At 42.6% G+C, this 13,408-nt stretch carries 5 protein-coding genes; all 5 read left to right on the top strand.

The features are described from left to right. Positions 1-8: 8 nt before the first annotated feature. The 5 genes from L2672_RS09455 (at position 9) to recD (ending at position 12,974) form a co-directional block, all read left to right on the top strand. Positions 9-1,136 (top strand): DUF58 domain-containing protein, encoded by a 1,128-nt coding sequence (locus L2672_RS09455; protein WP_248995605.1) that lies wholly within the window; start codon positions 9-11, stop codon positions 1,134-1,136. Further along, entirely contained in the window at positions 1,126-3,216 is a 2,091-nt protein-coding gene (locus L2672_RS09450; protein WP_248995604.1) for a transglutaminase TgpA family protein, read from the top strand. Before L2672_RS09455 ends, L2672_RS09450 begins: the two co-directional genes overlap by 11 nt. Positions 3,217-3,461: 245 nt before the next feature. Next, entirely contained in the window at positions 3,462-7,094 is a 3,633-nt protein-coding gene (recC, locus tag L2672_RS09445; RefSeq protein ID WP_248995603.1) for an exodeoxyribonuclease V subunit gamma, read from the top strand. 62 nt (positions 7,095-7,156) lie between these two features. Further along, positions 7,157-10,864: an exodeoxyribonuclease V subunit beta gene (gene recB, locus L2672_RS09440; RefSeq protein WP_248995602.1), complete on the top strand. Its 3,708-nt coding sequence runs from the start codon at positions 7,157-7,159 to the stop codon at positions 10,862-10,864. 1 nt (position 10,865) lies between these two features. After that, complete coding sequence (gene recD / locus L2672_RS09435) at positions 10,866-12,974, top strand: exodeoxyribonuclease V subunit alpha (protein WP_248995601.1); 2,109 nt, start codon at positions 10,866-10,868, stop codon at positions 12,972-12,974. Positions 12,975-13,408 lie beyond the last annotated feature (434 nt).

Genomic DNA, 13,408 nt, shown 5'->3' with positions numbered 1-13,408 from the left:
TGATTGAGATGTTTAAAGGTAAACAAAACTCAACTGAAAGCTCGGCATTAAATAATGACTTTGTACAGGTTAAAAACTCCTGGCTAGTCAAATTAATCCCACCATCTGCTAAAAAAAGATGGTCACGCTGGATAGGACGACGCTTACCTCCACAAGCAAAAGTCACCTTAAGCCATAAAGGCATTTTCATTCTCCCTACCGCATTTGGAATAGCGTGGATAGCGCTTATTATATTGCTGTATTTATTCGGCACCAATTACCAAAACAACTTAGTAATTGGGTTAAGCTTATTACTGGCCAGCGTGTTTCATACCTGCATTATTTATAGTTACAAAAACCTAGCTGGGTTGACCTTTAATGCGGTAAAACCCGCTGATGCCTATGCCGGAAAACTGCACACATTTCCGGTAATGTTAACCGGGCATACAAAACAAAAGCATCATGACACCACCCATCAACAAATATGTATGCAATTTGCAGGTCAACGCCATGTCCGGCTTGCACAAACCGAAGAGCAATCTATTGCCACAGTGCAATATCATAACCCTCGTCGAGGATTATTAACCCCCGGCCGAATAAAGGTGTGGTCTAACTTTCCCTTAGGATTATTTAAAGCCTGGTCTTATGTTGATCTCAATTTACATCAAGTGGTATTTGCCAAACCTATTGAAAGCGACATTCAATTAGTGAGCGAAAACTACAGCGAACAAAATGAAATTAGCCACGGAAAAGTGCGCCCAGGTGTTGATGAATATACCGGCTTAAGAAGTTACGTAACGGGTGAGTCGTTAAAACAAGTGGCTTGGAAACAATGGGCGCAAGATAAAGGCATGTTAACGAAAGAGTTTAATGAGCCTGAAGGGACTCCTGTATGGCTATCATTAGCGCAAACCTCGGGTGTCGACCTTGAGGAAAAGTTAAGTAAGCTCAGCTGGCAGGTCAATTATTTAACCAATAAAAAGCAAATCTTTGGCTTAATATTGACAGATAAAGTCATCTCTCAAAATACCGGAGATGCTCATCGTATTGAATGTCAAAAAGCCATTGCCCTATTTAAACCCCAATTCTCAATGACCCAAGACTCAAACCGCCAACAACAATCAGAACAAAACCAAGGAGCCAATGATGCAAGATAACTTTGACAGCATCATTAGCCGTAACACCCTGTTTTGGTTACTGGTCACCAATGTAGCGGTATTAACGCCTCAATTTGAACACGCTACTGCTTGGACTTTAGCCATCTGCGCCATTTGTTTTGTGTGGCGAGTGGGGATTTATTTTGGCAAGGTTGCCGCACCGCCAAAATTATTAGTGACCCTGCTGGCCATTGGCGCTGCAATAACGTTGGGGTTAGTCTCTAGTCAAATTGGGCTACTGAATGCGTTAATTAATCTATTGTTATTGGGCTATGCGCTCAAATATATTGAAATGCGCCAAATAAGAGATGTCAAAGCCGTAGTCTTAGTGGGTTACTTCATCATTGCGCTGACACTTCTTGACCAACAAACCATTATTAATACCCTGCATCTAACCCTAGTGGTGGTGATAAACACCTGCGTACTTATTAGTATTTACCAAGATAAACGCAAGCCTATGGCCAATGCACTTTTCAGTTTTAAACTGATTTTACACAGCATTCCTTTAGCCATATTGCTGTTTGTGGTCTTCCCAAGGCTGGGGCCGCTATGGCTGGTTCCCAGTATGAAAACCGCCAAAACAGGGCTGTCAAATGAACTGTCATTTGGCGACATTACCAATTTAACTCGCTCAGCCGAGTTAGCCTTTCGAGTCGGGTTTGAAAACCCTGATGGCTCAACAACTGGCCCCGCCAACACTGACTTATATTGGCGAACCTTGGTGATGGAAAATTATGACGGCACAACTTGGCGTCAAGATGACAGTATTATCAACCTGCAACGGCAAGCTTTTTTTCAGAATATTCAACGTAAGATGCCAACTACAACTGATGAGACAGCCAAGGTTTATCAATATACGGTCATTTCAGAGCCCAGCCATCAAAAATGGTTATACGGGCTAGATGAGGCATTTTCACAAGACAAAGGGATAGTTGAATTACCCGATTACCGGATATTTTCTATTCGTCCGGTAGACCAACGTCAAAGCTATCGGGTTAGCTCTTTCCCGAATAGTATTATGGATGCCCATTTAAGTGATGAAATCCGCCAAATAAATACCCGTCTGCCAGCAGAAACTAACCCGCAAACTTGGCAATTAGCCCAACAGTTTAAACGCAATTACCCTGAGCCTAAAGCACGGGTAAGTGCCATGATGAATCACTTTGCTGAACAACAGTATTTTTACACCTTAACTCCACAGATTCTCGGCGAACAACAAATTGATGATTTTTTGTTTAACACTCAAGCAGGTTTTTGTGCTCATTACGCCTCAGCATTGGTGTTTCTTGCTCGGGCAAGTGGCTTACCAGCACGTATGGTGACAGGTTATCAAGGTGGAGAATATAATCCTAAAGCAGGTTATTACAGTGTTTACCAATATATGGCCCATGCTTGGACAGAGGTATGGATAGAAGGCGAAGGTTGGCAACGCTTTGACCCTACCGCCATGATCGCCCCTGAGCGAATTTTAGATGGTTTCGATGCAACATTTGACAGCCAAACAAGCTACCTACAAGACAGCCCATTTAGCACCCTACGTTTGAAGCAATATCCGTGGTTGAATGAATTACGCAACCAAATTGCTAGCCTAGACTACTACTGGAGCGTATGGGTTTTAGGCTTTGACGAAGAGCACAAACAGCAACTATTACAAAAACTGTTAGGCGAAGTGAACACCACCAAGATTGCCATTATGATGTTGGTGTCAATTATAGTGATATTGCTATTTATTGCCTATTTTGCCGGTTTACTGCAATTTCGCCCCAAGCAAGACCCCATTAATCGAAAATATCATTCAATCTTGCAACGCTTTAGCCAAAAAGGATTGCCAAATAATCAGCAGCTTCCTCCAGTATCGTACCTGCAACTTGTTGAGCAACATGCACAGTCGTCTCAACCGGGTTTAGTGAAATTATTTACTCAATTTACGACTTTATATGTGATGCTTAAATATCAACCACTAACGTCGCAAGAACGAGTTGATAACCTTAAAAAATACAACAGATTATATCAAAAATTAACATTAAAACTGTTCACAATTAAACAAATAAGCGATAGTAATAGTCATTCATTTTTGTGATGATTTTATCATTCGAGTTTGCCCTATATTGCAGACATTTTTTGGCCATAAACCCAATCACAATTACAAAGTGATAAAAAAATTGCGTAGGAAAACACGTGATAACAACACAGATTTTTAGATACGTAGTTATTCTACAATTAAAGAATCTAACGCTGTTAGTGAGTGTTTAACCCGCTAGAGTGGGCAGTTTTTTATTACGATTGGTATAACATGGCATAACGCATTTTGTATTCGAGTAATTTATGCTGTCTTTAATTCAATCAAATCAAATGGAAGTCTTATCGGCACAGCTAGCAAAAATGCTGGCCACGCCACTCTCCAATCAACATTTACTTGATACAGAACAAGTGCTGGTACAAAGCCCCGGCATGTCCACTTGGTTACGCTTAGAAGTGGCCAAACATAACAATATTGCCGCAGCGTTAAACTTTCCACTGCCATCAAGCTTTATTTGGCAACTATGCCACCAGCTATTACCTAATGTGCCCAAAGAAAATGCCTTCACTAAAGCGGCCATGACATGGAAGTTAATGGACTTATTGCCTCATTTACTCCATGACAGCGAGTACCAACCGTTAAAAGATTATTTAATTAACCAGCAAACAGATATTACTGAAATAAATGTCATTGAGCCGTCCTCCAATAGCGAATACAGCCACAATGAAGCGGTAAACACTCCACACAGCAACCAAGACCCACTCCGGCTTTATCAGCTATGTAATCGCATTGCCGATATTTTCGACCAATATTTAGTTTATCGGCCAGAATGGATCAGTGCGTGGGAAAACAACCAGCCTTTAACGGAATTAGATTCAAAGTTAACCTTAGATAACAATCAATTATGGCAGCCTAAGTTATGGCGAGCATTAATCGACTATAACCATAATCAATTAAACGCTAGCCGGTATCACCGCGCCAATTTACATCAATCATTGTTAGCGGCCTTGGCTAATCCTGCCACAGATATCAGCCAGTTACCCAGCCGACTATTTGTATTTGGTATTTCCTCAATGCCACCGCAAACCCTTGAAGTATTACATAGTTTAGCCGCACGAATTGACGTGGTCATGTTGGCCTTGAGCCCTTGCCAACATTATTGGGGTGATATTGTTGACCCAAAAGTCCGCGCCCGAATGGCATTGAAATACAGCGACAAAAAACAATTATCTGCTGCATGGGAAGAAACCCTAGAAGTGGGTAACCCTATTTTAGCCAATAACGGTAAAATGGGCCGTGAACTACTGGATTTGTTACTCAGCCTACCGCCTGAAAACACCAACTTTAATTACGACTGTTATGTCGAACCACAGCCAGACACTCTGTTGCACGGCGTACAGTACGATATATTACAAATGGAGACCCTAGGGCAAACTCTCGGGCCAGACCCAAGTTTATATCAGCAAATCGACACTCGACGCGTGCTAGAGCCCTTGGATGAATCAATCACCTTAAAAAGCTGCCACAGCCCATTAAGAGAAGTAGAAACCCTGCACGACCACATCACAGGTTTACTTGACCAAAACCCAGATTTATCACCTAAAGATATTGTGGTGATGATGCCTGACGTGGCGTCCTACGCGCCCTTTATTGACGCGGTTTTTGGCACCATTAACAGCCAGTATTACACTAAGGGTAGCAGCCAAACCCAACGCAGCAAACAATTTGCTATTCCTTATGCCATTGCCGACAGAGGTCCTGCACAAGAGTCTCCGCTAATTAATAGTTTTCTTACCTTGCTGAATATCAACCAAAGCCGTTTTGGCTTAACTGAAATATTGTCAATTTTAGAAGTACCCGCCATTCTAAGGCGTTTCGAACTTGAACAAGATGACTTTGATATTATTAAACGCTGGCTTGAACACGCTAATGTTCGCTGGGGACGAGATGCCAATAGTCGTAAACAACTGGGGCTACCCGCCTTCAGCGAAAACTCATGGTCATTTGGCATTAAAAGAATCATTTTAGGATATGCCTTAGCTGATGGTTCATCAATGTATCAAGGCACCCTACCCGTCAGCGGCATTGAAGGCCAGTCAGCGCAAGCTTTAGGTAAACTTCTGAACTTTTTAGAAGCGATTGATATCTATGCCACCGCCTTTGCCCAGCCTAATAAAACCCATGAAAAACTAGCCACACTCAGCCAGTTGGTAGATGATTTTTATCTCACCGAAGACGATGAACAGCAGCAAATTAATACCGTAAGAGAAGCGTTAAGCAGCTTAGGGGAAGAACTCGAAAGCGCAGGCCATCAGGGTGAATTGTCTATAGAAGTGTTGAAACAATGGTTTAATCAAACCTTAAACGACTCTCGTGTTGGCCAACGTTACTTAGCCGGTAGCGTCAACTTTTGTACCTTAATGCCCATGCGTTCTATTCCCTTTAAAGTGGTGTGTTTACTGGGGATGAATGACGGTGTTTATCCGCGAGTGCAGCATCCTGTTGGGTTTGATTTAATGGCCCATTTTGGGGCGAAAAAAGGCGATAGATCTAGAAGGCTCGATGACAGATACCTGTTTTTAGAAGCACTATTATCTGCTAGACAGCAACTATACGTTAGCTACATTGGTCATAGTGAACGAGATAACGCCGAGCGCATTCCATCAATGCTTATTTCAGAGCTAATAGAGTTTTGCCAGATGAGCTATTTACCAAAGCATCTAGCCAATAACGCGCTGAGCATAGAAGATATAGCCACAATCGAGCAAGCCGTATGTGAACAGTTAATTCAACAGCAACCTTTGCAGCCGTTCGATAGTGCCTTGTTCACCCCAAACAGCAAATTACAAAGTTACCATCAAAGTTGGTGCCCACCCGCTGAATCACACACAGTTGATAACCCATTTATCGCGCCAGAACAGCAGGTCATCGACCCAGAGTTATTTGATCTAACGGCCCTTAACGAGCAACAAGCCGTTGAAGTGGAAGTGTCTTCGTTGCTCAGGTTCTACCGTAACCCAGCGCAATACTTTTTTAATCGCAGTTTAAAAGTCGACCTGAATTTACACCTATCAGCCGACAACAATGATGAGCCCTTTGCCCTAGATGGCCTTGATAGATACAAATTACAGTCAAATTTAATCGAATCTGCTTTAAAACTAAAGCCTGATGAGCAAGACACCGAGTTATTAGCCCGCCTAAAAACCAGTGGCAGCCTGCCTATGGCGCCTTTTAACGATATTATTTTATCTCAATATCAACATGATATAGCCCCATTAGTAGAAAGACTTGCTTATCTTCGGGACGACAATATTAGCCAGTCAAAAGACATCGATTTAATACTCGACGCCGAATATCAATCACAAGCGATAAAAATTAATCTTGTTGGCCGGATTGACGAAGTCTGTACAAAAGGGATGCTGAATTATCGCCCCGGCACCGCCCATGGCCGGGACTTAATTCAGTGCTATATCAGGCATTTATGCTTAAATGCTCAGGGAGTGAATAAATTTAGTTATCTATTAGATATGGGACACTTCCATAGTTTTGCCCCCATAACGCAAGCATCTGCAACCGCGTTATTAAGCCAATTTATCGACCTTTTTATTCAAGGGCAAAGCCAACCACTATTACTTGCACCTCGCACAGCTTGGGCTTATGTTCAAACCGACGGTGACCACAGCGAAAAAATAGCTGCCGCACAAAAACAGTGGCATGACGAACAAGCCAATACAGGTGAAGGGCTTGACCCACATTATCAACGACTATTTGTGTTCCCCGATGATTTTAACCAGCACACATTCGGCCAATTGGTTGAAGAATTATTACAACCCATGCTGAGCATTTATCATAAAGATAAACTAAAAACGTTAGAGAGCTTTGTGGAGCAAGAGGCTATGGCAATTCAAGCAAGCCATATTGGAAAAACATTAGCCTAGTTAGACTGTTAAGCACGTATATCACCAACTTATAGCGACGATAAATTAAAAGAGTTTGCCAAATGAATAACCCTAACTCAGACCACATACAGGTAAAACCGCTAGACGCCCTTAACCTGCCATTTGCAGGTACTAGCCTTATTGAGGCCAGTGCGGGTACCGGTAAAACCTACACTATTTCAGGTCTTTACTTGCGCTTGTTATTAGGTCATGGCAATCAAGCGCCATTATTATGCGAACAAATACTGGTGGTAACTTTCACCAATGCCGCCACTGAGGAATTAAGAGACCGAATTCGTAAACGCATTCAGCTAGCCTATAAACGATTTTTAGGGGTGGCATGTGATGATGAGTTTATCGAGGCGTTATACCAGCAAATTCCCCAAGCAGATCGACACACAGCCTTAAAGCGGCTCGATTTAGCGTTAAAGTCATTGGATGAAGGCGCTATTTTTACCATTCATGGCTTTTGTCAGCGAATTCTAGCCGATATGGCATTTGAATCATCATTACTATTCGAGTCAGAATTTACCTTAGACGACAGCGAATATTTGCACCACGCTTTACGCGACTTTTGGCGTGAAGCATGTTACCCGCTATCTCCATTATTGGCACAAAAAATTAACGATGCCTTTGGCTCTCCTGATAAATTAGGCCAAAAAGTCAAAGCGCTGCTTGGGGCAACTCAAGCTGAACCCTCAGAGCAAATAAGCGACTTTGTAGGACTATCGCAAAATTTAGTCCAAAGCATTCAACGCTTTAAAATGCGCTGGCCAGCTGAGCAAGCCAGCACGTTTGAATTGCTAAATGAGCTACCATTAAACGGCACTCGATTTGGCAAAAAAGTTGATGGCAGCTTTCCAAAACTGGTAGCGTTATTTGATGAGCTAGGCCATTGGGTCAGCTATGGTCAAGGGTTACCCCCCATTAAACCAATGGAGCATTTAGCCTTATCTGATTTAAGGCTCAATAAAGGTGGCCAAGTACCTACTGCGCAACAAGCGCCTTTACTGGACCACATTGAGCGTTTATTAGTGCAAATTAATGACATCATTCCGTCATTTTTAGTCCGGGCGCAACAAGGCATAAAACAGCGATTTGTACAGCAAAAGTCTGATCGCAACCTTATGACGCCAGACGACTTACTTACCAGTTTAGCCAGTGCCCTTGAAAACAACCCAGACACCTTGCCCCAAGCCATTGCTAAACGTTTTCCCATTGCATTAATTGATGAGTTTCAAGACACAGACCCACTGCAATTTAACATCTTTAATCAGGTCTATCAGACCAAACAAGACTTGGCACACTTATTACCTCAGGAGCAAGCCAGCAGCCAATATGCCATCGGGATGTTGATGATTGGCGATCCTAAACAAGCAATTTATGCGTTTCGTGGCGCAGATATTTTCACCTATATTAATGCCAGAAATAATACCCAAGCTCACTATAATCTAGACACTAACTATCGCTCGTCGACTCACTTAGTCAATGGGGTTAACCAGTTATTTAGCCAACACCCCGACCCATTTATTAATGCCGCTATTCCGTTTGACTTAGTGAACACCCCCGCACATTCAGTCAATAAAGTGCTAACTGAAGCAGAACCCAACCCAGCAGCGCTAAGAATAAAATATTTAGCGGAACACCCCGAAAGTGGCTTAAATAAAACCACCGCAAGGCAAACCTTAGCCCAAGATGTCGCGGCTGAAATTACTCGGCTATTAAATCAAGCTCAGCAAGGGCAATGTTCTATTAAAAATTCCCCAATTTTGGCTAAAGATATTGCGGTATTAGTGCGTGATAGAAACGAAGCTGCAGTAATTAAAGCCGCACTTTCTGAGCGAAATATCGGCGCGGTATTTTTAAGCCGAGACAGCGTATTTAACACCGTTGAAGCCAAAGAAATTGCGTTAATTTTACGAGCATTGGCTAACCCAAAAGATGAACGAGCTATACGAGCAGCACTGGCCACGGGGTTAATGGGCTACAACGCATTAAAAATTCATCAATTTAATCAAGATGAAGTGCTACGTCAAAAAGTGTTAGATCTATTTAACCATTGGCATCAACTGTGGTTATTCAGTGGCATCATGCCAGCATTAGTATCGTTAGCCAACGACACTAACCTTGTACACCGTTTGCTGGCTAAAAGCCCTCAACAAACAGATTCTGCTGAATCAATTCACACTGACAATATTAATGACGCGGCAAATGATGATGAGCAAACTAGCATTAGCGCTTCAGGCGAGCGTCGCTTAACTGACTTCAGACATTTAAGTGAATTACTGCAACAAAAAGCCACCGAACTAGACGGCACCAGCGCACTCATTAACTGGTTTGAACAACAACTGTTAGATGACCAAGCTAAAGACGAGCAACAACTGCGCTTAGAAAGCGAGCAAAACTTAGTGCAAATTGTCACTATTCATAAATCAAAAGGTCTTGAATACCCTATTTGTTTTGTGCCATTTGTCAGCCTAGCCCGAGGCGGTAATCGTCGCCCAGAGCCCATGCTTTATCACCAAGGTGAAAAGCTAGTGTGGGATGTTCGTGCCTCCGACGAGGGATGGCAACAGCTTAAAAAAGAAACCTTAGCCGAAGATTTACGTTTATTGTATGTGGCCTTAACCCGCCCTGTTTATGCTTGTTATTTATATGTCGCTAATCAATCAAAGCAGCTGAAAAATGGCATTAAATCTCAGTTACACGAAACCGGTATCGGTTATCTATTAGGGATTGAAAGTAATGATTGCGATGAAACAAAGCTGGTTAATGCTTTACAAAAACTCAATATCATCGACGCCATCAGTATTGAACCGTTAGCTGAATCAATTAGTCAGCAAACGCTTCAAATTCCATTAGATAACAGCCTGCAACTTGAAGCAAAAAAAGCCAGTCGAACCATAGGTACACCATGGCGAGTAGGCAGTTATTCAGGCTTAGTTAAACACTTGCCCCATGAAAAAACCTTACCCGGAGCCGATGATGAAGACTTTAGTCAAGATATCGCCATTATTGACCAAGATGAACAACAGATATTTGACCGTTTCACCTTTGAGCGAGGTGCAAACGCCGGTAGCTTTATGCACTTGGTGTTAGAGCTATTTGATTTCACCCAAGCTGAAAGCGAGTTACAACCGGCACTGGTTAAAGCCATGGAGCTGTATGGATTTGATCAACAAACTTGGCTAGCGCCTTTAACCTTATGGTACCAACAAATTTTAGCCACACCACTGATAAAGTCCGACAATACTCAATTGTGCCTACAAGAGTTGACGCCAAAGCAAACCCTAGTAGAAATGGAGTTTTATTTACCCATAGGTCAATTGGAGGCCGACAAACTTAACTTATTACTCGGCCAATACGGTTACACAAATGAATTCAACTTCGATACCTTAAAAGGCATGCTAAAAGGCTTTATCGATTTAACCTTCGAACACAACGGCCAATTTTATATTGCCGATTACAAATCGAATCACTTAGGCAACCACATTGAACACTACCACCACAATGCGCTGAGTCATGCCATCAACAGTCACAGATATAATTTACAGTACTTAATTTATACCGTGGCATTGCACCGCTATTTAACGTTACGAATGCCTAATTACCAATATCAACAGCATATTGGTGGCTGTTTTTATTTGTTTTTACGCGGTATGACACCAGAGCAACCTGGTGCGGGCGTATTTTTTGATAAACCTGAGCAGCAGTTAATTGAACAGTTAGATCAACTATTTAGCACAAATGAACATCAAGAGGCTTGCTAGCATGTTAAACCATAGTCAACCGATAGAAGCCTTATTAAAACAGTGGCAACAAGAAAAACTGCTCACACCATTAGACCGGCATTTTGCGCTTGAACTGACACAAATAGAAGCCCGAGCAGGCCACTTCGCTAGCCCAAATCCGGCTGAAAATCATCAACGTCAACAACTGTTTTTATTGATTTGTGCCCTGCTCAGCCAGCAACTTTCTAATCAACATAGTTGCTTGGTGCTGGATCAAATTGATCTCGCTAACCCGATGGCTGAAAATGTATCTACCGCGCCATATAGCAAATTAACCCAAGCGTCTTGCCAAATTGCACTTGACCATCAAAGCCTCACAAAAGTATTAAGTGAGTTCAATGCAATAGGCCAGCCCGGTGAAAATACGCCCATTATTCTTGACCATAACCGATTGTATTTGAATAAGTATTACTTTTTTGAAACCCAAGTTGCGCAAAAGCTTACAACATTAGCCAATACCAATATTGATATCGATTCAAAAGACAATGTTAACGCCATAAAATTGCCGCAATACATTAATGCTTTGTACCCCAGAGAAATAAATGACCCACAATTTAACTGGCAAAAAATTGCCACAGCCACAGCATTAACAAAAGCATTAGCCGTCATCACCGGAGGCCCCGGTACCGGCAAAACCACCACGGTAACCAAGTTACTGTTACTCTTATTGACTCAAAAAACCTTAAAAATTCGGTTAGTGGCTCCTACAGGTAAAGCCGCCGCGCGGTTAAGTGAGTCAATTAAAGCTTCAAAGCAAAGGTTGTTGCACAGTTTAACCGACACCAGCATGCACAATGTGTCGCAAGAAGGTACGTCTTTAAATAGCAGTGATTTACAAGTGCTTCAAGACGCATTACACGCTATACCAGAAGAGGCCTCGACCCTGCATCGCTTATTAGGTGTGGTGCCACATTCACATCAATTTAGACACAATAAAGACAACCCATTAAGATTAGATTTGCTGGTAATTGACGAAGCCTCAATGGTCGATTTACCCATGATGTATAAGATATTAAGCGCCCTCCCCAATAATGCTAGGTTGATATTATTAGGCGACCAAGACCAACTAGCCTCAGTTGAAGCCGGTGCAGTGTTAGCAGATATTTGCCAAGGGCTAAAAGTGGCCACAGACTCCGGCTGGCAAATGCGCTACAGCGCCGAACAAGCCGCCACAATTAATCGTTTAACCCAAGATGATGTCAGTGAGTTTATTGAACCTACAAACGTGCAAGCTAATCATTTTGGCGACAGTTTATGCATGTTAATGCACAGCCACAGATTTAAAGGTGATGCGGGGATAGGCCAATTAGCAAAGGCGGTAAACTATTCAAATATCGCTAAAATTCGTCAAGTATGGCGTAAAGACTACCAAGAGCTGCACTGGTTTGAGCATCAAATTAGCGCACAACAGGATAACCTAGGTAAACAGGCTTTATTAACCTTATCGGTTGCAGCTTACCAACCTTATTTGCAAATGATTCAGCATAATCAGCAAGTATTCGCCCAAAGACAAGTTAATACCGCGATATATAGTGCTGAGCAAATCATTGAACAATATAATCAGTACCGAATGCTGTGTGCCATGCGTGCCTCAGAATACGGGGTAGAAGGAATGAACCAAGCGGTTACTGACAGCCTTCGACAAGCAGAGTTAATTGCTCCAAAACAAGAGTTTTACCTTGGTCGACCGATTATCATTCAAAGTAATGATTACAACTTGGGGCTATTTAACGGTGATATTGGTTTGATTCTTCAAGATAGTCGTAATCCAAGACAATTAATGGCGCACTTTGTCCAAGCCGATGGTAGCTTGTTAAAAGTTCTGCCGGCAAGATTACCCACACATGACACCTGCTTCGCCATGACGGTTCATAAATCACAAGGTAGTGAGTTTGATCAGGTTAGTTTAGTATTACCACCAAAACCCAGTGTATCCCAGTGGCAACTACTCACTAAAGAATTGGTTTATACCGCCATTACCCGAGCCAAAAACCACTTTTATTGTCTCGGCAGTGCGAATGTATTTGAAAAAGCAGCCAAACAAGTCACCCAACGTTCATCGGGTTTAGCACAAAGGTTGTGGGAATAACATAAGGCTGAGAAAACACCAGACTTGAGTACCCGAGCCCCGTCAGCCTCAAGCCAGCCTACCTCGTCACCCTTGAGATACCCCAAACAACCGTCACCCTCGAGATCTTTTATCGAGGGTCTGCTTTTAATTCTACAAACCAAAGCAGATTCCGGCTCAAAAGCATTGCCGGAATGACGATGGTTTAACCACTGCTGGAATGACAAATGAGATATGCGTTGCTGAAATGAGGAGCAAGCGGCCCTGCACCATCACCCTTGAGAAAACCCAAACACCGTCACCCTCGAGATCTTGTATCGAGGGTCCGCTGTTAATTCTACAAGCCAAAGCAGATTCCGGCTCAAAAGCATTGCCGGAATGACGATGGTTTAACCACTGCTGGAATGACAAATGAGATATGCGTTGCTGAAATGAGGAGCAAGCGGCCCTGCACC

It is taken from the genome of Shewanella gaetbuli (assembly GCF_023284065.1).
Lineage (GTDB): Bacteria > Pseudomonadota > Gammaproteobacteria > Enterobacterales > Shewanellaceae > Shewanella > Shewanella gaetbuli.
Note: the sequence above shows the minus strand (reverse complement) of the source record. Positions and strands in the feature narration are given on the sequence as shown.